This window comes from Rothia sp. P13129 (assembly GCF_048512865.1).
In the GTDB taxonomy this organism is placed as follows: Bacteria; Actinomycetota; Actinomycetes; order Actinomycetales; family Micrococcaceae; genus Rothia.
The window spans coordinates 33,121-55,017 of record NZ_JBLXYA010000012.1 but is presented as its reverse complement, the minus strand read 5'-3'; the positions used below and the strand labels follow the sequence as shown (position 1 = coordinate 55,017).

The 21,897-nt window shown below is 44.4% G+C and carries 20 protein-coding genes, 1 tRNA gene and 1 riboswitch; of the genes, 8 read left to right on the top strand and 13 right to left on the bottom strand.

The window, feature by feature from the left end; all coding sequences use genetic code 11:
* Window positions 1–63 precede the first annotated feature (63 nt).
* Window positions 64–1,050, bottom strand: coding sequence for a hypothetical protein (locus tag ACN081_RS08220; protein ID WP_419107502.1), 987 nt, complete (start codon window positions 1,048–1,050; stop codon window positions 64–66).
* 97 nt (window positions 1,051–1,147) lie between these two features.
* Between ACN081_RS08220 and ACN081_RS08215 the strand changes: the two genes are divergently transcribed.
* Window positions 1,148–1,843 (top strand): hypothetical protein, encoded by a 696-nt coding sequence (locus ACN081_RS08215; RefSeq protein WP_419102411.1) that lies wholly within the window; start codon window positions 1,148–1,150, stop codon window positions 1,841–1,843.
* Window positions 1,844–1,915: 72 nt separating this feature from the next.
* On the opposite strand, the gene ACN081_RS08210 is transcribed toward ACN081_RS08215, so the two are convergent.
* Window positions 1,916–2,545 (bottom strand): class I SAM-dependent methyltransferase, encoded by a 630-nt coding sequence (locus ACN081_RS08210; protein WP_419107501.1) that lies wholly within the window; start codon window positions 2,543–2,545, stop codon window positions 1,916–1,918.
* A gap of 68 nt (window positions 2,546–2,613) precedes the next feature.
* A complete protein-coding gene (locus tag ACN081_RS08205) occupies window positions 2,614–3,708 on the bottom strand; it encodes a MauE/DoxX family redox-associated membrane protein (protein ID WP_419107500.1) in 1,095 nt (364 codons plus the stop codon).
* A gap of 288 nt (window positions 3,709–3,996) precedes the next feature.
* Here ACN081_RS08205 and ACN081_RS08200 point away from each other — a divergent pair, with 288 nt between their 5' ends.
* The gene (locus tag ACN081_RS08200; protein WP_419107499.1) at window positions 3,997–5,421 is read left to right on the top strand and encodes an FTR1 family iron permease; all 1,425 of its coding nucleotides are present in this window, start codon (window positions 3,997–3,999) and stop codon (window positions 5,419–5,421) included.
* Window positions 5,422–5,541: 120 nt separating this feature from the next.
* Window positions 5,542–6,384: an iron transporter gene (locus ACN081_RS08195; RefSeq protein WP_419107498.1), complete on the top strand. Its 843-nt coding sequence runs from the start codon at window positions 5,542–5,544 to the stop codon at window positions 6,382–6,384.
* Between the two features lie 77 nt (window positions 6,385–6,461).
* Here the strand turns inward: ACN081_RS08195 and ACN081_RS08190 are convergent, their stop codons facing one another.
* Window positions 6,462–7,229 carry a trypsin-like serine protease gene (locus ACN081_RS08190; RefSeq protein ID WP_419107497.1) on the bottom strand — a complete coding sequence of 256 codons (768 nt, stop codon included), beginning with the start codon at window positions 7,227–7,229 and terminating at the stop codon, window positions 6,462–6,464.
* A gap of 475 nt (window positions 7,230–7,704) precedes the next feature.
* On the opposite strand from ACN081_RS08190, the gene ACN081_RS08185 reads away from it, so the two are divergent.
* A complete protein-coding gene (locus ACN081_RS08185) occupies window positions 7,705–8,358 on the top strand; it encodes a DUF6318 family protein (RefSeq protein ID WP_419107496.1) in 654 nt (217 codons plus the stop codon).
* A complete protein-coding gene (locus ACN081_RS08180) occupies window positions 8,348–9,304 on the top strand; it encodes a hypothetical protein (RefSeq protein ID WP_419107495.1) in 957 nt (318 codons plus the stop codon). Before ACN081_RS08185 ends, ACN081_RS08180 begins: the two co-directional genes overlap by 11 nt.
* A 67-nt stretch (window positions 9,305–9,371) precedes the next feature.
* Here the strand turns inward: ACN081_RS08180 and ACN081_RS08175 are convergent, their stop codons facing one another.
* The 7 genes from ACN081_RS08175 to ACN081_RS08145 all read right to left on the bottom strand — a co-directional run bounded on the left by ACN081_RS08175 (window position 9,372) and on the right by ACN081_RS08145 (window position 17,123).
* The gene (locus ACN081_RS08175) at window positions 9,372–10,040 is read right to left on the bottom strand and encodes an ABC transporter ATP-binding protein (RefSeq protein ID WP_419107494.1); all 669 of its coding nucleotides are present in this window, start codon (window positions 10,038–10,040) and stop codon (window positions 9,372–9,374) included.
* Complete coding sequence (locus ACN081_RS08170) at window positions 10,037–11,119, bottom strand: hypothetical protein (RefSeq protein WP_419107493.1); 1,083 nt, start codon at window positions 11,117–11,119, stop codon at window positions 10,037–10,039. Before ACN081_RS08170 ends, ACN081_RS08175 begins: the two co-directional genes overlap by 4 nt.
* A gap of 1,564 nt (window positions 11,120–12,683) precedes the next feature.
* On the bottom strand, window positions 12,684–13,289 hold the full coding sequence (locus ACN081_RS08165; RefSeq protein ID WP_419107492.1) for a hypothetical protein: 606 nt from the start codon (window positions 13,287–13,289) through the stop codon (window positions 12,684–12,686).
* A gap of 36 nt (window positions 13,290–13,325) precedes the next feature.
* Complete coding sequence (locus tag ACN081_RS08160) at window positions 13,326–13,712, bottom strand: hypothetical protein (protein ID WP_419107491.1); 387 nt, start codon at window positions 13,710–13,712, stop codon at window positions 13,326–13,328.
* Window positions 13,713–14,541: 829 nt separating this feature from the next.
* The gene (locus ACN081_RS08155; RefSeq protein ID WP_419107490.1) at window positions 14,542–14,778 is read right to left on the bottom strand and encodes a hypothetical protein; all 237 of its coding nucleotides are present in this window, start codon (window positions 14,776–14,778) and stop codon (window positions 14,542–14,544) included.
* A 519-nt stretch (window positions 14,779–15,297) separates the two neighbouring features.
* Window positions 15,298–15,966: an endonuclease/exonuclease/phosphatase family protein gene (locus ACN081_RS08150; RefSeq protein WP_419107513.1), complete on the bottom strand. Its 669-nt coding sequence runs from the start codon at window positions 15,964–15,966 to the stop codon at window positions 15,298–15,300.
* Window positions 15,967–17,049: 1,083 nt separating this feature from the next.
* A tRNA-Gly gene (locus tag ACN081_RS08145) sits at window positions 17,050–17,123 on the bottom strand.
* 114 nt (window positions 17,124–17,237) lie between these two features.
* Between ACN081_RS08145 and dcd the strand changes: the two genes are divergently transcribed.
* Together dcd and ACN081_RS08135 are read left to right on the top strand one after the other, a co-directional pair.
* Window positions 17,238–17,825, top strand: coding sequence for a dCTP deaminase (dcd, locus tag ACN081_RS08140; protein WP_419101969.1), 588 nt, complete (start codon window positions 17,238–17,240; stop codon window positions 17,823–17,825).
* An 8-nt stretch (window positions 17,826–17,833) separates the two neighbouring features.
* The gene (locus tag ACN081_RS08135; RefSeq protein WP_419107489.1) at window positions 17,834–18,967 is read left to right on the top strand and encodes a hypothetical protein; all 1,134 of its coding nucleotides are present in this window, start codon (window positions 17,834–17,836) and stop codon (window positions 18,965–18,967) included.
* Window positions 18,968–19,074: 107 nt separating this feature from the next.
* Here the strand turns inward: ACN081_RS08135 and ACN081_RS08130 are convergent, their stop codons facing one another.
* A complete protein-coding gene (locus ACN081_RS08130) occupies window positions 19,075–20,424 on the bottom strand; it encodes an MFS transporter (RefSeq protein WP_419107488.1) in 1,350 nt (449 codons plus the stop codon).
* A gap of 252 nt (window positions 20,425–20,676) precedes the next feature.
* Window positions 20,677–20,955 carry a DUF4235 domain-containing protein gene (locus tag ACN081_RS08125; RefSeq protein WP_419103942.1) on the bottom strand — a complete coding sequence of 93 codons (279 nt, stop codon included), beginning with the start codon at window positions 20,953–20,955 and terminating at the stop codon, window positions 20,677–20,679.
* Window positions 20,956–21,146: 191 nt separating this feature from the next.
* Window positions 21,147–21,249, top strand: a riboswitch (TPP riboswitch).
* A gap of 51 nt (window positions 21,250–21,300) precedes the next feature.
* Between ACN081_RS08125 and ACN081_RS08120 the strand changes: the two genes are divergently transcribed.
* Window positions 21,301–21,897: an ECF transporter S component gene (locus ACN081_RS08120; RefSeq protein ID WP_419103941.1), complete on the top strand. Its 597-nt coding sequence runs from the start codon at window positions 21,301–21,303 to the stop codon at window positions 21,895–21,897.

Below are 21,897 nucleotides of genomic sequence, written 5' to 3'. Positions count from 1 at the left end.
AAAAAGGTTTTAGGCACATCAACACAACGATGTGCCTAAAACCTTTTTTCATAAAATGTAGACCTAAAAACGAGGACGAACAACTACCTCATGATCGGAGACCTCTAAATCAGCAGAAAACGTAAAAGGAACGTCCTCCTTCACTTTGCTCTGTTGACCTGTGTAAAGGTCAAGTTCGGTAAATGATATTTGAGCTACCCCTGAAGATGAAGGCAACACCCACTGTCCCTCATCATTAATAACGGCCTCAGCCGTAGGATATTTCTTAATAGTCCATGAGACATTTCCTTGAACACGTCCCACAAAATCATATTCAAAAGGGCAATTTGCGGGAAATAGAGAATTTTTTGATGCACATTCATTCAAATCTGCTGACACTTGTGACGTAATAGAGTTCTGGGCGTTTTCGCTCGGTACAAGACGTAAATCTACTGTAGTTTCATGAGGGTCATTCCCCCTGATAAGAACTTTTTGCTGTTCAGCCGAATACAGGGATGACTCATAAGTTACTGAAAAAACACCAGGGTAAAGAACCGCAAAATTCTGAGATGTTGAATCAACACCCACCTTCACACCATTTACGGTTGCACTGTGCACTGCTGGTGCTTGCAATCTAATCATAGGAAGGGTTTGAGGGTCGATACGCCATTGGTCAAAGACTCCCCAATGAGAGCCGACCTTTGTTAGGTGAAAGCTACTTTGGTACGTTGACTCATCAACGACGTATTCGACATCTACTTGTGCTTTGGAACCATCATCAGTAATAGCACTATTAGTAATTGAAAATTTTTTAATCTCTGATACAGAATTTTTTAAGGCTTTCCCATCTAGTAAGGTTCCATCAGCATCAGGAATGTGAGCATCGAGAATGCCCAAAGCCCGTGCTCCTTTACCATGTTCAAGAGCCTGAAAATACTGATGTACTTGCCCTTCTGGTGCGTACACTAAACGGTTAATAAGGCTCAAAGAAATTAATGCCAGAGCTATTGCACAGAACATTCCAACAGCCCAAAAAGCTAAGATACGATCAACAGAAGAACGAAAACGCATACCACTAATGTAGCCCAGAAAATCAGTGTGAGAGAACTCAGCAAAGAACACAGAAAAAGAAGCGCCTGTGTAGAGAAGAAACTAATAAGATGAACCTATGGCAGAACATATCCATCAGGTCCCTGAAAAATACGGCGAAATTCTTGCAACCTATCATCCGCGTATCAGTTCATACCATCGCCGTCTGATAGCAGCAGTTCCTCCATCACTTGTCATTATTGCTATCGGTCTGCTACTTGCGCGTCGACGCCTTGCCCTGCCTTATACCGTTATTCTTGTGTTTGTTGTCTTAGCCGCAGCACTGTCCGTGTACTCATTTTTGAAACCAACTATTGCAGTGCGCACGAAAACACATTTTCTGATGGGGCGAACCTTCGGGTGGAGAACCATTGAGCTCAACGAAATTCACCAAACAATTTTTGCTGAACGTCTCATCGGAAAAAAATCGGTGCACAAAGCCCAAAAAGGTCTTAAAAGTTTAGGGCACCGTGGAGTACCAGCACTCTGGGCTACTAACGCACAGAAAAAAAGAATCTTCCGCATGGACGGAAGAATCTGGGACAAAAAAACGATGAAAAAGATTAGTGGCGATATCTCACCGCAAACCGTGATGTACCCGAACATCAACGTTTTGCAGATGAATAAACAACACCCCGGTCTTGTGAGCTTTAACGAATTACACCCCCAGTGGCGTTCAACCTTAGCCATTATTGTGTATTTATTGCTGCTGTCTCTCGTCGTTTCTGCAAACTTTCTGCCCACAGAAGTTCTTGAAGAGATACATCTTCTCTAAAAGAAACGAAGACTTACCCATAAAAATGATGGTGGTGTTTTCCTCTCTAACGGAAACACCACCATCATCTTTTTAAGTTGAAGGAACAGCTAATACTGCGACGAGAAACGAAGCATCAGGCGTATAAGGATATAAATCCCATGTCGAGAAACGCTGAGAAACTTCTAGCCTCGCTTCTTGAACATCAGAGAAAAAATCTTCAAAAGAATAGCCACGGCCAGCACCAAAACCGATAACAGCTCGACCTGACGTACCCAGAACGGTAGCGAATCCGCGAAGTACCTGAACACGTGTGGACGGTGCAAGAAAAGTCATCACATTTCCGGCGCAGACAATCATGTCAAAAGGTTGAGGTGCTTCAACATCTTGCTGAGAATAACCTAACACTTCAGCTGTATCTGCCAAATCTGCGGTAATCCACTGCGCTTCAGGGCACACCCGCTGGGCCTCAGCTATTAATTCAGGATCAATATCAATACCAATAACCTGATGGCCTTGCTTCTGTAAATAAGAACCGATACGTCCGGGGCCAGCACCAGCATCTAAAATACGAGAACCGCGAGTACACATCGCATCAATCAGACGGGCCTCACCTAAAATATCAGCGCCTTGCTCTTGCATCGTCTTAAAACGTTGAATATACCACTGAGAATGACCAGGATTTTGCTCTTTTTTAATCTGCCACAACGACTTATCACGCATGATATTGACCTAACCTATATATAAAGAATGCCGGTACGTACAACGTTACCGGCATTCTTTAAAACTGTCTAAGAATCTTTGTCTGCGACAGATTCCAAAACATCATCTGTTGCAGACACAGCCTCATCTTCTTCTTCGGCAGGTTCAGCAAGCTGAGCAATAATATCTGCAAAGAACTGTTCAATATCTTGTTGCCCGCGAACAGGCCCACCCGCGACAAGACCATCAGCACCCAACGCAACCGCCATCGGAGAACCCCAACCAAAAGCTGGCTGGAACTGGTGCTGCGGATCAACCAACGGCTCAAAAGTATCTGAAAGGCCCAGATAAGGAATCAAATCATGCTCCGAGACAATAGGATGAATCTTCACTAATGGAAGAAGCTGCTCTTGCCAGTCATCTATTTGCTCTAATAGACCTTGACACGGGCCACAACCGGGAGACACCCACAGCAAAATACGTGCCTGTGAAGAAGCAAATTCTCGTACGTTAACCTGGAAACCATCACTATTTTCTAATGTTCCAAAAGGAATAGGCAAACGAACGTACTCAGCTTCAACACCGTCATACTCTTGAAGGTAACTCTCAAGAGCAGAAGAATCTTCGAGGGAATCAGATCTCCCTACCGTAGGCGATGCGGGAACATTTTCAGAACGATAAATAAACCACAGTGTTGACGACAAAACTACAGCTGAGAAAATCCATAGCCAGCCTTCGCTGTTCAGAGAGAAAAACTGAACCAACGCAGAATTACCGGTTTGGACAGCACCAACCAACGCTCCCATCGCTGCACCAAAAAGTGCAGTATTTCGGCCAAGCGTAAATACGGAGATAGGTGCTTGCGAGCCAGAACCAAAACACTGACACGAAGCAGTATTTCCTGTGACTACCGCACGAGCGATAACAACCCAATACACCGCAAAAAGAATAACTGCGACAAAGGCCCCCAAAGCCCCAATAGGACCAGGAACTACAAGAATCCACGCCGCAAGAAATAACTCAACCCAAGGAAGAGTCTTTGCAATGAACTTTAAAGGAAGCCAACTATCTAACTTGAGATTGACCAGAGCAGTTGCGGTACTTTGAGGCTCTTTTGCCTTAGCAATACCACTAATAACAAGAACGGCAACAACCGTTAACGAACAAAGAACAAGGGGAGTCACGAATATTTCCCTAAAAATAGAGCGAATGAAGAAAACTAACTGTCTTTAAGACTAACCGCACATGTCTGAATAACCCTAGAAATACGACAAAAAACCTGAGCAAACCTAGAAAACAAGAGAGAAGAAAACTAAAAAATACGTGTCTTTGAATCAGAAGCCACTCAAAAATATAGGAGCAATAAAAAATTTCAGAACCAAAAAATCTTGATAATTAGGTTAGACTAATCTAAGTACCCTTGAATACCAATAGGGTTCTACCCCAAAAAACCCAGACTAGGGAATAACACATTGACAGCTTCGCTTCGCGAAAATACATCTAAAAATATTCTGATAAGAGCAATAGCAGTACTCTTTGCCACCCTCATCCTCTTATCATCAGCACCTACACAAGTTCTTGCGGCACCAGCTCAGAACAGCTCAACCCCCAGTAGCGCGGTAGAGCAAACTCTGCCAATCTGCGAAAAAGGCGCAACCAACCCAGACGGAACACAACGCAACCACCAAGACTACGCGTTGTGCATGGCAGCAGAAATTAACCAAGCCATCACCGCCTACAAAAATAAGGATTACAACAAAACTTTAGATGATATCGGCGAAGCATACTTTGGATGGTACGAAAACTCGCTAGAACCAGCCTCCATGACACTATCGGGAAACCGAAAAGTCAAAATGGAAGGGCGCTTCACTCGCGTAAAACTAGCGATCAAAGCTGACCCCGGAAACCCCGACGTTATTCAACAACTAGAAACCATCAAAACCGCAGTGGCACGAGACGCCATGGTACTTGACGGAGTAGCACCAGCAGACTCTCCCGAATCTATCGGAAACAAACTACTTGAAGCACACCACGTAGAAAAAGCAGATCCCACCGTCCAACGATGGGTAGATTTCAGTACCGCGATGACCCTACTACTACGTGAAGGACTCGAAGCGCTCCTCGTCGTTGTCGCGATTGTGCTCTACCTCGTCAAAAGTGGCAATAAAAACCTCGTCAAATACGTGTACTTCGGTGTTGCTGCAGCTATCGCGCTATCCTTCCTGCTCGCCTGGGGACTTTCTGAACTGCTCGGTGGAACAGGACAAGCATCAGAACTGCTCGAAGGCATCACCATGTTCCTCGCCGTAGGTGTGCTCTTCTACGTTTCCAACTGGATGCTCTCAAAATCATCCGGAAAAAACTGGTCACAATACATCAACGGAATGGTTAAAACCTCCGTATCAGCAGGAGCAGCAAAAGCTCTCGTCTTTGCAGCCTTCCTCGCCGTCATCCGAGAAGGGGCAGAACTCGTCTTGTTCTACACCGCATCCTTCTCCGGCGGAAAAAGCGACCCCCTCTGGATAGCCTTAGGATTCTTCGCCGGTGTTGCTCTTCTCGCAATTATTTTCCTCATCTTCCGCTTTGGCGGAGCAAAACTACCAGTACGCCCCATCTTCATGGGAACTTCCATCATGCTCTTTATCATGTGTATCTCCTTCGTCGGAAAAGGCGTACAAGAACTTAAAGAAGCAAACGTCATCCTTGGAAGCACCAACCTGCCATGGATGGAATACTACATTCCAGAACTAGGAATATACCCCCAAGCAGAAACACTGCTACCGCAAATCATTCTCTTCGTTGCCAGCGTATGGATTATCTTGTCCCATACCCTACGAGAGCGTCGCGAACGCCGCGAAGCAGAACAAGAAAAACAACAGTCCTTAGCTAAAAACTAAGGGCCACACAAAAACTTCACCCATTGAGGTGTAAAAAGAGGAAAACCCTCGACACAATAAATATCCTCACCATACAGGTACGGATATTCATTGCGACATAAATATCTAAGGAGAAACTCCATGGAACTAGGTAAGAAGACCCTCGTTACCTTGGCATCACTTGCTATCGCAACGACCGCGCTAGCAGGCTGCACCAAGAACGAAGAATCAAAAACTGCAGATGAAGCAAAAGCAACCACCAGCGTGAGCGCAGAAGCTAAAGCTAGCAACGAAGCAGCTGCACCTGAAGAAGAAGCAGAAGGCGCAGTAGCAGCCAACAAACGCCCCGACGAATGCGGACTTCAGGAACAAGCCGGACCAGAAGCTGACTTTGGACCTTTCATCGGTGCAATCCACTTCTTCCAACCAGGACAAATGTTCGACAACCCCAAGTCAACCATGAAAATGCTTGACTACAAAGACTCACAAATGCACCTTGAGTTCGATCTCAAAGCAACAGAGTTCGCAACCAACTGGGGTTACTCCGTCGACGAAACCCCTGCTGACCTACACCTCATGTACAAGCTCGATAACAGCGAAGGCAAAACTGTTGCAAGCGGCATGATGATGGAAATGAACGCAATCGACGGTTCACACTACGGCACTAACCTGCCAAAGGACTCCATCACCGAACCTGGCGACTACACCCTCACCGTCACCATCTACCCACCCAACAACTACGACCTACATCAGGACTACATCACTGGTGTACCTGCACGTGGCTGGTTCAAACCACTCACCGCTGTGATGCCATGGAAGATTACTCAGGAAAATCTCGACATCGTCAAGGAAAACACTGTAGAAAACTTCATGGAACCATCTGAAGCATGTAAAGACTACCCAGTTAAGATGTTCGAAGATCCAGCAGCTCAAAAAGCAATGGAAAAAGCAGAATCTGAAACTGCTGTTCCTATGAACATGTAAGCTAACCCGTAGCTAATAAGTGGGGCGCCCTCAAGAAAAGTCTTGCGGGCGCCCCACCCGTTTAATATTAGAAACAACTAAATGCCAGTCGTACGATAAATCCAGTCACGCTCAGGAGCAGAAATAGACATAAACGAATTAGACTTTGATTTAGGCCAATAAGCAACAGTTACACCAGAAAGCACTCCGTTGCACACAAGAGACCCTCCAGAATCACCTGTTACGAGGAAGCCGCCGCGGTCGTTATAGCCACGAAGCTGCGCTGAATTAGAGTTCTTAATAGAAGTACTCGCATAACGAATCTTCATCTTCAAACCTCGCTGACGTTGAGCATAAGAACTCTCAGAATCTATGTTGTCCTCCCACAAGCCGTAACCATACGCCGTGCAACGAGCATTTTTAAGATCTTCTGCAGTGCCACCGTCACGCAAACGATAAGTTGCCACACGAGCTTTGGCTAAACCTGGTACATGCACCAACGCCATATCCTTATTTTCATCTGGATGGGTGACGATTCGGTCGATACCAGAATTTGGGCCGGTGTACTGATCTTCTGGAAGATTCCAGTTAATACGAGGATTTCCCCAAACAACACGACTTGACCATGTGTTGACACCAATATCATCCACACAATGTTTTGCTGTAAGAACCCACCCATTACCAATATGGCTACCGCTACACAATAAGTCTGGTGCTTTATAACCATAAGCCCATAGCCGAACAGTTGCGCTCTGATTAGAATTGAACCCTCCAACTACTGCATGAGCAGGTGCTGCTACCGGCGCCACGAGAACAGTACTCAGCGCAGCTGCCGCAAGGAAACGTAATTTCTTGAACCTAGCCATAACATATTCCTATCTTCTTCATTGACACGCATAGTGCGGTCTTCCCCTCGACGTTGAGGCGTAACCTAAACCGCAAATAATTGTGATACGCACAACCAAATATGCGTTGTCGTTGATAGGGAACATCATAAAACGCCAGAACAAAAAACTCTGTCCCCATAAGGGTATACATTATTCACTAATGGTACTTTTAGCGCGCTAAACCGCGAATATAATGACGAAGAAAAAAGTTCTGCGCTGTCACTGACCTGTCATATATCCACAGATAGCCATAACCTTCTTTCCAATACACTCTTCTCATTGTAGGTTTAATGAAAAATTAAGTTTGTCTTTGAACTTAGACTACTAACTCCCCTATGAAACAGGTGCTCTTATGTCGTTTAAAAGCTGGTTGCTTCGTTCTAGCGTAGTGCTATGTATCAGTTCCCTACTATGCGGATGCTCTGCTCAAGAACCGGTATCTGAAAAAGATAAGATGAACTCGCCTTCAGCTTCCATGACGGCAAGTGTTAGCCCGTCAGCTTCTTCGTCAGCTGGTACTTCATCTACGTCAGAATCCGAAAATGTTTCTACATCACCTGATGATGTTAACGAGTCTGGTCTGACAGCAGAGGAACAAAAGAAAGTTGATGCTGGTGAGTATGTTGCGGCTTCTGTGAATCATCGTGCGTTTAATGTGCCGAAGCCTGTTTTTCCTGAGGCTGCTCGTGAAGAGACTTTAGAAGGTGCCTTAGCATTTCTGGACTATTGGCTTGATATGCGTCAATATGCAGTATTAACAGGTGATATATCAGGAATAAAAGAGTTAACCGATGCTCAGAACGTGAAGGAACACGATTTTTATCAAAGGCTTCATTCAGATTACGCAAGTGGGAATTGGCTTTTCAGAGAGAGACCTAATACAAAGTATTACACTGATAATTTGGTGATTTCTCCTGATGGAATTTATAGAATACTAATTTCTACTCACACACCGGATGGCACTTTTTGTGAGAAAGATAGGGGTTGCTCCACGATAGAAGGTGGAGGTAACGAAGATAAGCTTATTAATAATGAAATATATTATGATGAGGGACGCTGGGTTTTCTTAGGTCTTACCGCAGTCGAAGGCATTGACTATGATAGCTAAGAAGATATTTCTGGTACTTTTTTCAGTTATTTTTTTAGTTTCTTATTCTTTATCGGCTTCTAACGCTGAGGAGAAGAGGAAATATACCGGGGATTCTTACGAATCGATTATTGAGATATCTGGAACTTTCTCATCCCCTCTAACGTCTCGCCGAAAGGCTCATTCTCAAGCTCCGCCGAATGCGTATATCACTGCTACCGGTATTCCCATTATCGCTAATTCGTCGGGTGGGCAGAGTGCGATTTCATATGCTGGTCCGCAGATAGAGTATCGTCTTGTTCGCTATTGTGACGGTAAGAAACGTTGTGTGCCTCCTCGTTGCGGGCTTTTTGCTGATGATGTTGCGCATCGGGTTCAATCTTTTTCTGGTGATGGCTGGTCAGATACTGGTAAGACATGGTGCCCATCTCGTGGATCTCGCGCTGCAGGAGGCTCCCCAGTACCAGACGGCGCTGATAATACGGAAGCTGAAACAGCTTCTGAAGTAATCGAATTTCCGGTGTTTTCTGGTGAAGATTTTGAACGATTAGTCCTTGACGTACCCGAGATTGTTGTAGAACCTGGTGCAGATACTCTAGTGAACTATCATACGAACTTTATTGCCAAAGCCAACCCTCAAGATTTTGATGTAGAGGTTCTTGGGTTTCCTGTAAAAGTTCGTGCTGTGCCCGTGGGCTATGTATTTGATTATGGTGATGGCACATCCTCGGGTGTACTTAGCTCACCTGGGAAAGTTTTAGGTGCCGATATCTGGGATGAACAAACACCAACAAGTCATCAGTATTCTTCTACCGGTAATGTGCAGGTGAATGTTTCTGTCGTGTATTCGGGGGAGTACTCCGTGGGAGACGGTGGGGTGTGGCTACCTGTTTCTGGCGTGAACGTTGTACAAGGCTCAGCCGATGTTGCTATATGGTCTGTGCGTTCTGACCTCGTAGATCGATGAACTTGATGACAAGAAGTCGTATTTCACTTCTCTTTTTCTAGTAAAGAAAAAAGTGAAAGTTAGAACGTTAGTATTCTTTTCTTTCTAGCTGGATAACACGATCATGCTGGTGCGCAAAAATATTATCGTGCGTTACTGTTATGACTGAGGCGCCAAAATCATGAGCTGCGCCAAATAATAAATCGATAATCTTTGATTTATTTTTGTCATCTAGTGAAGCAGTGGGTTCATCAGCCAAAATAACCTGTGGTTTCATAATAATTGCTCTAGCAAAGACAGCTCGAGCTCTTTCACCTCCGGAACATTCAAGAGGTTTTTTCTTGAGTATATAGGATAGCCCAATAGCCTCAATGATATCGTTGAATCTTTGATGTTCTTTTAATGTTCGGTTTTTCGAATATATGAGTGGAAGTTTTATATTATCCTCGATACTTAAAGAATTAATGAGAGCTGATTCTTGTAAAGCAAATCCAATATTTTTATTTCTTAACTTTGCTAACTCTCTATCAGAAAGTTTTTGCGTAGATTTCCCGAATAGTGTATAAGTGCCAGAGTATGAGGTGTCGATAAGGCCCAATATGTTGAGTAACGTGCTTTTCCCTGAGCCGGACTCTCCAACAACAGCAACTTTTTCTCCTTGTTCAACAACGAGGGAAAAATTTTGAAGAAGATTTATTTGCTGTTTTTTATTACGATAGACTTTTTCTTCTAGATATATTTCTAATATATTATTCATTCTATAACTCCTACAGAGATAGGGATTTTTTGTATTTTACGTAAAATGATATTTACTGTTATTATTGTTATGAAAATATTAAAAATAAATACAGTAAATATTCCAGTCCAATCCATTTCAATCAATCCTAAAAACCCATATGTTACAAAAGATGATTCTTTATTTATCCAAAAGTTTTGCCTAGAGTATGCAGTTGATAAAAATATAGCCACTAAGGTTATAGTAGAAACTCCTATATGATATAGGTATAATAGATTTCGAAGCTTTTTGTAACTTAAGCCTACTAGTAAATTGATTGTGAAATCACGAATCATTGCTCTTGCTGAAGATATTGAGCTCCAAAGTAACAGAAGTGTAATTATCGCAACTAATGCACCTGTTATGTATACAATAAATTTCATGGAAGAGTAAAAATATTCATTGTAAAAATCAATATTTTCTTGTTGGCTGTAGTAATTGAAACTAACATTTATTTTATTGTGAATATATTTTTTTAATGAGGAAATTTTTTGTTCGTTGGTCTCTGTAAGAATAAGGTCCATTAATCCGTTTAGCTTAAAAGCTGTGTTGGCTTGATTAATGTATGAGTCATTTACCGGAATGACAATTGAGAAGTTATAATATTGTTTAGAATCGAGGGCATAATAGTTAGAGTGCGATACATTTGGTTTCATGATTCCCACTACTTTAATATTTATATTTCTTTCTAAGGCAGGATCATAAATCTTAAGGTGGGTACCTAACGGATACTCTTTTGAGAGTCCAAATCCAACTAAAATTGGAATCTCAGTATCTTCTTCTATGGTATCGGCAAAGGACAAATCGTTTCCTTCGTAAAGAGGGAACTTGTTTATTTCATTGTATTTTTTATTAATATATGTTGCAGATACTTCGATATCTTGTTTGTTAGTTAAGTTTGTTATAAGACCATCGATAAAAAAAGCATAATTATAGTTTGAGCTAATGTAATTATAAATATCATTCATATTAGTAGATGATATTTTTTCGGGGTCTATTATGGACTCTGGGTCAAGATTTTCAATAAAAGTACCGTCATGGTTGATTTTTTCTATCTCCAAATGTCCTTCAGTGCTTGAATGGGCAGCGCGAGAGGCTGTAAAAATTAGATAATTAGTTATAAAGAGTAAGATTATTGAAATTATTGCAAGAATAGGTTTGCGAAAGAAAAAATTTCGGAAAAAAAATTGGAATATTTTCATTGGTGCCTCAGGAGAAATGTGCTAATCATGATATAGGTGAGTAAAATTATGTATAAATATATATGGTTAAATAGACTCAACCTTAATGCTGTATTAATTAAAATAAAAAATAATAGGCAAGTACTTAGGATAAATAACGATTCAATAAAATATCTAGCTCTAATAGCCTTTAATGTGCACCCAGAGAGCATTCTGCATCTTACTTCAATACGAAATTTTGTAAATGACTGATAATAAAATGCTAACATTATTGCTGACATAGTGGCTATTAATGATAGCTTGTAGTCTATAACATACTTAAAATATCTTGATATCATTGCAGATTCTGAGGCTTTGCCTTCGATGAATAAGATGAAGCTTAAGAACGAAAATAGTATCGCGTATAAAGATAATAATTCAATACGTTTATCCCATCTTAATAATGATTTAGGTGGCAATCCTCGCATTCTTTCTATCCCTAACTAATTTTAATCTGACTCGGGGGGGGGACGCTAACCGTATTCCATTTCTAGCTACTGTGGAGCCAAAGTGAAGGCTAAAGCCTATCTATTATGTCCCCATCGGAATTGAGTTGTTTGATTAGAGCCCCAGTCGAAGAGGTTGTCCCAGACTGAACCGGTAGTCTTCCCTGTCCATGCGTACCTGAACATCAAGACTTTACCGTTTCTCGTGTATTTGAACCAGGCGTTTCTGTACCCTGAACCGTTATAGTTCCAGGCTGCTCCATCGTATCTTACTTGGAAGACTTCTCTGGTAGAAGCTCCGTTAAGGTGATTTCCAAAGGTCGCTGCTTGGGCACTAGGTGCCCCTCCTAGTGCCAAAGCTGAGGCGACTCCGAGTGCGATAACCTTGTTTTTGAGTGTTTTTTCATATCGTATAACTTCCTTGTTATAAGAGTTTTACGGTTAGCGTTCCCCTGTCTGCAACGCTACGCTTGTAGTAAATATTAAGCAATACTTTTAATGATTTTAATGTTAAAAATTTTTATATCTGCAGTAAGAGGCTGCCAAATCTATCTCTGTAGCTGGGTTCCCTTGAGACAAAGGGTAGAATCCTTGTCCCTTGTGCATCAAATAAAAATGGTATGCAGCTGTGAGAATAGTACGCATATGCTGGGCGCTCTAAATAAATTTCTGTAGGACATATTCGTTCGCAGCGATTTGTTAAAGCTTGTTCTTGTCTATAGAGACCAAGAATCGTAGGCTTGTATTCTTCTGGATAAACTTTGTAAGTTGGCGGAAATGATACTCGGAAAATAAGAATTCTAAAGTGTTCAAATTGGACATGTTATCTACTTATCGGGTAAGTGTGAGAGAAAATATAAAAGGACTTGAAGTCCTCGTTACCTGGTTTACTGAAAAATGAACTAGTGATTTTCTGTAATCACTCTGATGAGGTGAGAGATAAAATCAATGCTAACGAACTAACTGACCGTGATCTGAATTGTTCCAACATGATGCAGAGACTCCTTCCACCGTGACCAGATTCCAGAAAATGGTAACGCCAGTTCAGGCAAGTAACAGTGCTGCGTCATTAATGGCACTTCTTTATTAGAGATAATAAAATTTTGTTTATCTCTAAGGATAAGGCGTAGGGCTGAATACTGAGCAATAGGGAGTGGATTCTCATTTACGCTCATATTTAAGAAATGCCACATATCTCCTCGGCAGTTTGCCCTTCTAACAGGCATGCTAACTGAATGTGGATCACACAAAACAGTAACTTCTGTTAATCGGCACGTGGCTATTCGTCTAAGAGTCTCCCCTAAACATAAGAAAATCGAACTAAAAGGAATGTCATAATTGCTGTCACACAACAAGTCTAAATGCAGCCCTTCGGCCAAAAAGTCTCCTTTAAGCAATGAGCGCTCGTTGTATACAGGCTGGGTGGTCCATAACCCTGCATAAGCGTCTAGGGAGCCTTCCAGCCCCAAGGACCGAGCAAGCTGTGAAAACTTATCGGCAATGTCTAGTTCTTGAACACCACTGTCAAAAGAATTTACTGCGATTCCTTTGAGCTGTATTCTCAAAGAGTGAAATCTCATTAGTTTCTCTAGCTCACTGTTTCATGCTCCGCATCGGAGTGTAACTACCGTACCGTTGTTGTATCCCCATGACTTTTGAGTCCCAGTCGCAAATCCTTCCCCGTACGTGTACCATTTGGTGTTTTTTGATCCCTTACACTGATAACGCGCAACGGCCGCTTTACCTCTGCCTCCACCAGGCCATACAGATACTTTTCTGGATGAAGCTTTGGCTGAATACCCAAACCATCCTGCCTTCGCTTTTAGCGTTCCCCGCAGTTCCATTTTGCGGGGAACCTCACTCATTAGTGTCCATGAGACACGCCCAGAAACTTCTAATCCAGACTTATGGGCATTATGAACGTCAATACGTCCAACAAACCTTGGGGCGCGCGCTGGAAGCACTGACCCGTGTGAATCAGCATCCATGTCGTCGCCAATGTAACGAGAATCAAAGCTGTCGTATGGTGCGGTTTTTCGTATACTGTAGCGCTGGAAGATGGTGAACTCCCTGAGGAGTTCTCTGCTGCAATAGCATTTCCAGTAGTAATTAAGAATAAAGCTGTAATTTAAGGCAAAAGCCGTGCTAATAAAAGGTTTTGTTGACGTCATTTCTATTCCTTCTGTCAAGCTGACATGCGACATTGCATGTTAAATAAGGTAGGTGTTCGAGAGCACCGAGGACTGCGTCGTCCTCACCTGACATGGCTAATTTTATATGAAAAACTCATGCGAATTAATGGGGCGTGTTGCAAAGCATAGTAAATATTATCGTCGTACAACTTTCAAACGGCTAGGAAATCTAGCTGTAATCACTAGCCTCTAAACATGAAAAATCAGGAACCTATGTTCTTCAAATATCAGAGGAGAGCGGACTATGCAGCTGAGCACTAGACCTTTTTATATATGTATATATTGAGAATAACTAGTGGATACTTCTCTATCCAAAGGGGTACATAAAAACCAGCAGGATATGGATTGTCAGCTAAGACTAGATACCATCCCGATAATGTCGGTTTAGCAAAGAGTGCGGTGGCTACCGGGACGAGCTCATGGGGGGCGTGGCTGAAAGCCAACCCAGAACATGAAAACCCAGCTCCTCCAAATTGCTAGATAAAGTGTTTGGGCGCTAACCCCTAAAGGGATTAACGCCCAAACAGTGCTGACTTATCCAACCTCATGCCAAACCGCTTGAGGCAGTGTCGCAAAGCAACAGAGTAAAGACTTCTGCACTACTGACGCATGCAGGCAAGTGTAATCAACGCTTGTTCTTATTCCTGTGCTGCATGAAAGCATTCCACCACAACAGCATGGCCAGGCCAACGTATCCTGCAGCAATTTCACCAGCAACGATGAGCAACTTCAGCCATGTTGCCTCGATATTCGCTAATTCATCCCAAGTGAAAAAGTATGCGACCAGAGCTAGCACTGGGATCCCAAACAGCGCCCAACGCCAGAACTGAGGATCCAAAAGATGTGGCTTCGTCTTCTCCATATACCTTCCTCCTGACTAGGCACGGCAAGAACCGGTAAATTGGTCGGGTGAAACAATAGTCGTGACCGCTACCTTAAACCTTGTAGTCATGAATTACTCCTTAGGTTTTGTGTAGTAGCACCAATGCACTACGAAAGAATATTAGCACTCAGCATGTGTCTTCCGCCACATTTGAGATCATTGGTGTGAAATGTTCTACAACCCCAAAAGCCTGCGCTCGCCATATACGTTCCCGCTCGCTTCGCCTTAGTCTCTGATAGGTTGATGTGGGATAGAGACTCGTACCCAAACATGCATGAGTATCCACCGCGTGGACTGTTTGACCCACTGGCTGAGGTAGCCTTCGGGTTTCGTCAGTAGATGTAGACCTGCGCCCCAGCAGACCCTGTGTTTGCCACAGGTTTCCAGCCAAGGCACTCTGGAAGGAGGGCTCCTCTTGATAGAAATCTAAATCTGCAGTTAAGATGTCTGCCAGTTTCAGAGAATGCCAGGAAGCACCTTAGGTTTAAATCCAAATTATTATTTAGTGATTATGACATCGGTTTTGTAGGCGAGATGATCGGAGCGACCAACAGAAAACGCTTGGCAACCTTCGGCTCGTAAATCTGAGGTTACTAGAACATGGTCAATTGGTGTGCGCAAGACTTCGTTAACGTTGGCTGGCCACGTACCTACTTGCTTTGTTCTGCACGATTCTTGGGAATCAAGAAGATGATAACGTGATGCCATTGCTGAGTGGCGGGTAGTCGCATTGAAATCGCCAGCTAGAATTGTAGGCCGCGTGGCATTTTCGCCGAACGCGACTAGCCGTTCTAAATCACCTCGCCAAGCCTCCATTAATCCCGGCAAAGGAGGTGCGGTATGAACCCCTATAAGTAAGGGCAGGGCCTCATCTTTAAACTCTATCGCAACAGTGCCAAAGGTGGTGGCTGGTGCACTCGAGAGATGAACATGGCCGAGTCTCTGGCTAACGATGATAGTTGTCGGAGCAATCTGACCGCTATAGGCCGCCGTGAAACCACTATGAGGTGTATCGAATATTTCTCCACCATATCCGATACTTTCAATGGCGCGCTTAGCGTCGTAAGCACTTGTTTCGGGAAGGACGATGATATCAGGGGTACCTTCTTCAAGAATCTCATTAAGATCGGCAGGAGTGAAGGTTCCTCCCGAATTATAAGTAACGATGATGAGCGATCGTTGAGCCTGCGATGTTGGAGAAACACCGAGTTGAGATAGCCCAAAAGGAATAAAAACAAGACTAATTCCGACTAAGCATCACACTACATATTGCAGGGAGCGCAAGATAGTAAAACTTTTGCCACATGTTAAAAAAGCAAGCAACGTGCAACACAACAAGGCAAACACACCAAGAATCCGAGGGAATGCCATAATCTGCGCAAAAGGCAGGTAGGAAGTGACGAATCGGTTAACGATGAAATGTGGGAAAACAGTTCCAGTCAAACACAGAAGCCCGATAATGATTACAAGTGAGCGAATGATGTTTAACCCAAGCGTCCATTTTGGGACACTTGGGTTAAACGCTTCATTTTGATTGAAAGTCATCTAAGCAACTATTTCAGCGTCATTAGCTTGCCGTTATTAGCAAGGTATTCACATCGGTCGGAAGCGGACTTGTAGTTCTTGTAAGATTTACCAACAGAGCGTCCGGTAACATTGTTCGTCAAATCCATTCGTTAAGGTTATCGGCTGGGGGTTGCCCACGTCCAGCGAGTCTAGGCTGAAGTTTCTGTTGTGCCAATCCGACACTGATAGAGAGTTGTTAGAATGACTATTGTTCTCATTGTTCATATGATGACGCAAATGCTGGTGTAGTTGTAATTGCGTTGACTGCAATTAAACTTCCGGACAGAATCGCTACTTTGAGATTTATTTTCATTCTTGACTCCTTGTAGTCGTCTTTGTCTACAAATGCTTGCATAAAATATAATAATCCTATGTTAATCTCATGGTCACGCTCAAAGCGCCGGTAGTTGTGAGGAGTGCCGCATATAGATCAGCCGATGTAACGCATCGATTCCTGATGTAAGTTGCAGCTCATCCAGTGACGCTTCTTTACCAAAACCTAGCAGGGACGGCGTCAAACTACCCATCGGACACCCAATTCACCTCCAATCGAGGCTCCTCAACAGCCACTCTGTACCCAGTCAGAACACAAAAAACCCTCGGGTACGTGCTTGACTAGGCCAAACGCGTAACCCAAGGGGCTCTCTATCCACTCATATCTTTGTATCGAAATGGGTGTCTAGATGGAGCGGCTGACGGGAATCGAACCCGCGTATCAGGCTTGGGAAGCGTGCGCTCTACCATTGAGCTACAGCCGCATATAGCGTTGGTAAGACGGTCTGTCTTCATTTTTATTGCTATGTTGTGAATACTTTAGCGCGTTCTGGTACTAAATGAAAATTTCTGTACGTTTAATACGATATTTTTAGAGTGTGCTTATTTCAGACCGTGATATTCGCCAGGAGATTGCTGGCGGTCGTATAGTTTTAGAACCTTTTGATGAGTCGATGATTCAGCCGGCGTCGGTTGATGTTCGTTTGGATCGTTTTTTCCGTCTTTTTGATAATCATAAGTATCCGCATATTGATCCGTCGTCAGATCAGTCTGAGTTGACTCGTCTGGTTGAGGTCGCTCCGGATGAGCCGTTTATTTTGCATCCGGGGGAGTTTGTTCTTGGTTCCACGTATGAGTCTGTCACCTTGCCTGCTGATGTAGCTGCCCGTTTGGAGGGTAAGTCGTCGTTGGGGCGTTTGGGTCTTTTGACGCATTCTACAGCTGGTTTTATTGATCCTGGTTTTTCGGGGCATGTGACGTTAGAGCTGTCAAATATGGCGACGTTGCCTATTATGTTGTGGCCTGGTTCTAAGGTTGGTCAGTTGTGCTTTTTCCGGTTGTCTTCAGAGGCTGAGCACCCTTATGGTGATGGCGCATACGGCAACCGTTATCAGGGTCAGCGTGGTCCGACGGCTTCGCGTAGCTATCTGAATTTTCATCGTACTAATATCGTTTCGGACGGTTAGGGTTTTTGATGCGCGCTATACGTTTATGCCCTGCGGGTACGAGCGTCGAATTATTTTTTGACGATTCTCTTGAAGAGTCACTGGTTGCGGACGTTCTGAGTTCGTGGGCGGCGATGGACCCGGTTCGTTGTGTGGGCGATTTAGAGCAGAGCACTGCGGATGGGAAAGTTTTTGTTTCTGCGGAGTTGAGTTGCCCTGAAAAATATCGGGGTGTTGAAGGCTTGCAGTTTTTGAGCGTTCAGCATGTTGATGCCGCTCAAGAGCGTTTGACGGTTGAGGTGACGTTGGCGATGCTTCGTACTTTAGCTGGTTCGGTGAGTCTTTTTCATGCGGCTGCCTTGGGTGATGAATCTTCTGGCCGTGCCATGATTTTAATTGGCCCGTCAGGGCGTGGTAAAACGACGGCGTCTCGTTTTTTGGGGCAGCATTTTGCGTATTTGTCGGATGAGACGGCTGTTGTGCAGGATGATTTATGTGTACGTCCGTATCCTAAGCCGTTGTCGGTGATTGTGGAGAAGGGGTCTCCTAAACATCAGATAGATCCGGGGTCTTTGGGGATTTCGGTAGTTGCGCCAGATAATTTTTCGTATCAGCTATCTCGTATCGTACTTTTGGGGCGTGTCGAGGAGCCAACTGTTCCGTATGTGGAGGATGTGAGTTGGGCTGAAGCGTTAGTGGAGATTGCTGGTCAGACTTCTGGTTTGTTGCTCACCGATGATGGTTTACCTCGTTTGCTGGATGCGATGAAGCGTTGTGGCGGTGTGCGCCGTGTGGTGTATTCTGAGATTTCTCAGACATTGCCGGTCTTTAGGGAGTTATTGTCTTCGCCGGCGGAGGAGTCTTCTGCATCGTGGCAGATTGTTCATTCTGTTGAGCAGGAAGTACCGGCGGGCCTTGTGTCTCGTGTCCCGGGTACGTCTGCTGTGCTTTTGGATGATGCTTCGTTAATTTATGGTGGTGGGCGGTTGTCTGAGGTGTCGGAGTTCGCTGCTGATAGTTGGCTGTTGCTGGATGAGCCGTTGCCTGTGGATGTTTTTCGTCAGCGGATTGAACAACAGTATGGGCCTATTCCTGATGACCAGTTCCCTGCTGTATTGCAGAATCTTGTGGATTCTCAGATGATTTCTTATCAAAAGCCGTGATGTTTTAGTGACTGTTGTGTCATATGGTGCAACACAAAAGCTAGGGTGGGTGCTTACACAACGATGTAAGCACCCACCCTAGTTTTTGATGAGCGGTAAGTGGAGTATTATAGTTGCCCTTTTTCGAGGGTTTTTTGGTGTTCTTTGCGGTGTACTCGTGGTAGTGGCAGGGTGAGTAACAGACCTGCTGCAAGAACCACCATGATGCCAAGAATACCCCAGATTTGTGCACCGAACGCCCAGACGAATAGTCCAAATAGTAGCGGTGCTAGGGGTGCTGCTGCGCGTCCTGTGGTGGAGTATAGTCCGAAGATTTCTCCTTCATGCCCGGGTGGGGTGATACGGGAGAGGTAGGTTCGTGACGCGGATTGTGCTGGCCCGACGAAAGCGCAGAGCCCTAATCCACAAATCCAGAAGACAATAGGGTTTTGGATAAATAGGAGCGGGGTTGCAGAGATGAGCAAGCAGACAAGGCTAGAGACGATAACTCGTTTGGGTCCGATGAGGTCATCAAATTTACCGCCGAGAAGTGCACCGATACCGGCAACAACGTTACCTGCGATAGCGAAGATGATGATTTCTGTGGTGCTAAACCCAAAAGTACCTGCGGCGACGATACCGCCGAAGGTGAAAATACCGGTAAACCCGTCACGGAAAATTGCTGAAGCAAAGAGGAATGCGAGGGTTTTAGGTGAGTCTTTGTAGAGGGCTTTTAACGTTGCCCAGAGTTTTTTGTAGGAATCTATGAGCCCAACTTTGGGTGCTACTGGTTTTTTCGGGTGACGACGGTCGTGACGGTAGAGCGCAATAACAAGCGGTGTGCTAAGCACGATGGACCATACTGCTGAGAAGATGGCAACTGCACGAATATTCAAAGAGTTATCGGGTGAGATACCTAAGAAACCGGTGTCTGAGCCAAGCCCCACGAACGCGAAGAGGACGATTCCTAAGGCGATGATTCCGCCGAAGTAGCCTGCAGACCATCCGATACCACTAATTTTTCCAACCGTTGAGGGCGTTGATAGTTCTGGCAGTAGCGCGTTGTAGTTGACGATGGCAAACTCATTCATGACGTTTGCTGCGCAGATGAGCGTTACACCGTAGAGAAGCCATTGTGGTTCAGGGAACGTGAAGAAGCAAAGTGCCATGAGCACGGCTGTGAGGAACGTGTTGACTGCTAACCATAGGGTGCGTTGACCTGATGCATCTGCGCGTTGCCCTGTGACGGGGGCAAGTAACGCGATGAGTAGCCCTGCAATGGCGAGGCCTGTGGAGAGCATTTCGGAGGCGTCTTTAGGGTCGCCGAATGCTTTGCTGGTGAGGTAGACGGTGAAGACGAATGTTGTCATGACCGCATTGAAGGAAGCGCCACCGGCGTCCCATAATGCCCAGGCTGTGATGGTGCCGCGGGTCCCTAATGGTGCAGATTCGTTCTGCTCTTTGGCGTGTTTGCTCATAAGGATAAGAGTATCTATTGAGCATGGGTAATGGTGTGAAATACCCGCAGAAACAAAGATAAAGTGAAGAAATTTGTGTACTTTTTACCAGAACTATGTGCACTGTCTAAGGTTCACTTACAGTGGGCTTATCTTCAAAGGATTTGTTAGTGCTGATGAGCGGTAAGTTTATGGGGTTTAAAGAAGCGTAGACGGCAACAAGATGACTGTTGCCGTCTACACGAGGATGAGGTTTTCTAAGAGGTGATGTTCTTAGACTTCGTTTTGTCCGATGGGATCATTTTTGCGTTTTGCTTTGACCTCATTAGTTTTACGGGTGATGCTGACTTTGATAACGGTGCCAACAAGACCGGTCAGAAGTGACCATAGAATGATGTCTCGCCAACGCTCATCATCGTCGGGGTTGCTTGCGGGTGGTTCATTTCCGGTTACTTTTTTCCATGTTGCAGAGAGCGCTTTGTTTGCCACGGTGATGCCGGCAAGAGAAGCTGCGGTTCCTACAAGATTAATGGGGTTCATGTTTTTCTCCATCGTTGATGAGTATCCTTAGCAATCCTATAACAGGAGAAGCCCAACAGCGTATTACTACTCACGAATAATTCTCTAAGAAAGCGTGGAAACTGCAGATATTGTCATAACTTCTCTGGAGGGTGGAATTGAACGTAGTGAACAAACTATACTGAACAAGGCTTTGACAATAAAGCCGTATAAACATATACGTATAGAAGCGACAGGGGAGCACCGTAGGGTGCTGAGAGTGCGAAAGCAGACCCTCGAACCTGATCCGGTTAGTACCGGCGTTTAGGAAGTCGAGTTCTCTCAAACGTTCACTTAGTGTAACGTTCCCCTTCCTGTATTCGGGAAGGAAAATTTACAATGGCTAAGAAATCTTCTTTAGCGTGGCGAGTTAACGATATCGTTATCGCCTCTGTCCTGTCTGTAGCATGCGGACTCATTTTCTGGTTCTGGTCTGTTGCGATTTATCCGCTGGCAAAAACGATTTTTGCAACGGTACCAGAATATATGCCTCTTATTGGCGGTGGCTGGTTGATTGCTGGTGTGCTGGGTGGAATTGTTATCCGTAAACCTGGTGCAGCACTATATTGTGAACTTCTTGGCGCCATTATTGAGGGTATCCTTGGCACACATTTTGGTCTGTCCGTTATTATTTCTGGTCTAGTTCAGGGTCTTGGCGCAGAACTTATTTTTGCGGTATTCCTTTACCGCCAGTGGAATATTATGGTCGCAGCTCTTGCCGGCGCAGTATCTGGCTTCGGTATGGGCGTCTCAGAAATTATCATCTACTACGCAAATGAGCTTTCTTTTGCAAAGATGCTGGTTTACACGGCATGCGGAACGATTTCTGGGGCATTGCTTGCTGGGGTTCTTTCGTGGTTCTTAATGAAAGCACTAGCACAAACGGGTGTCTTGTCGTCCTTGGCTTCTGGACGGTCGAAACGAGCACGCGCCTAA

What these genes read in the sequence shown, in the direction of transcription:
- ACN081_RS08180 (WP_419107495.1), top strand. Translation starts at nt 8,348, where the DNA reads ATGATAGCTAAGAAGATATTTCTGGTACTTTTTTCAGTTATTTTTTTA.
- ACN081_RS08125 (WP_419103942.1), bottom strand. Translation starts at nt 20,955, where the DNA reads ATGGAGAAAAACATGAACCCCATTAATCTTGTAGGAACCGCAGCTTCT.
- ACN081_RS08195 (WP_419107498.1), top strand. Translation starts at nt 5,542, where the DNA reads ATGGAACTAGGTAAGAAGACCCTCGTTACCTTGGCATCACTTGCTATC.
- ACN081_RS08215 (WP_419102411.1), top strand. Translation starts at nt 1,148, where the DNA reads ATGGCAGAACATATCCATCAGGTCCCTGAAAAATACGGCGAAATTCTT.
- ACN081_RS08185 (WP_419107496.1), top strand. Translation starts at nt 7,705, where the DNA reads ATGAACTCGCCTTCAGCTTCCATGACGGCAAGTGTTAGCCCGTCAGCT.
- ACN081_RS08190 (WP_419107497.1), bottom strand. Translation starts at nt 7,229, where the DNA reads ATGGCTAGGTTCAAGAAATTACGTTTCCTTGCGGCAGCTGCGCTGAGT.
- ACN081_RS08130 (WP_419107488.1), bottom strand. Translation starts at nt 20,424, where the DNA reads ATGAGCAAACACGCCAAAGAGCAGAACGAATCTGCACCATTAGGGACC.
- ACN081_RS08220 (WP_419107502.1), bottom strand. Translation starts at nt 1,050, where the DNA reads ATGCGTTTTCGTTCTTCTGTTGATCGTATCTTAGCTTTTTGGGCTGTT.
- ACN081_RS08155 (WP_419107490.1), bottom strand. Translation starts at nt 14,778, where the DNA reads ATGGAGAAGACGAAGCCACATCTTTTGGATCCTCAGTTCTGGCGTTGG.
- ACN081_RS08120 (WP_419103941.1), top strand. Translation starts at nt 21,301, where the DNA reads ATGGCTAAGAAATCTTCTTTAGCGTGGCGAGTTAACGATATCGTTATC.
- ACN081_RS08175 (WP_419107494.1), bottom strand. Translation starts at nt 10,040, where the DNA reads ATGAATAATATATTAGAAATATATCTAGAAGAAAAAGTCTATCGTAAT.
- ACN081_RS08160 (WP_419107491.1), bottom strand. Translation starts at nt 13,712, where the DNA reads ATGGATGCTGATTCACACGGGTCAGTGCTTCCAGCGCGCGCCCCAAGG.
- ACN081_RS08210 (WP_419107501.1), bottom strand. Translation starts at nt 2,545, where the DNA reads ATGCGTGATAAGTCGTTGTGGCAGATTAAAAAAGAGCAAAATCCTGGT.
- ACN081_RS08135 (WP_419107489.1), top strand. Translation starts at nt 17,834, where the DNA reads ATGCGCGCTATACGTTTATGCCCTGCGGGTACGAGCGTCGAATTATTT.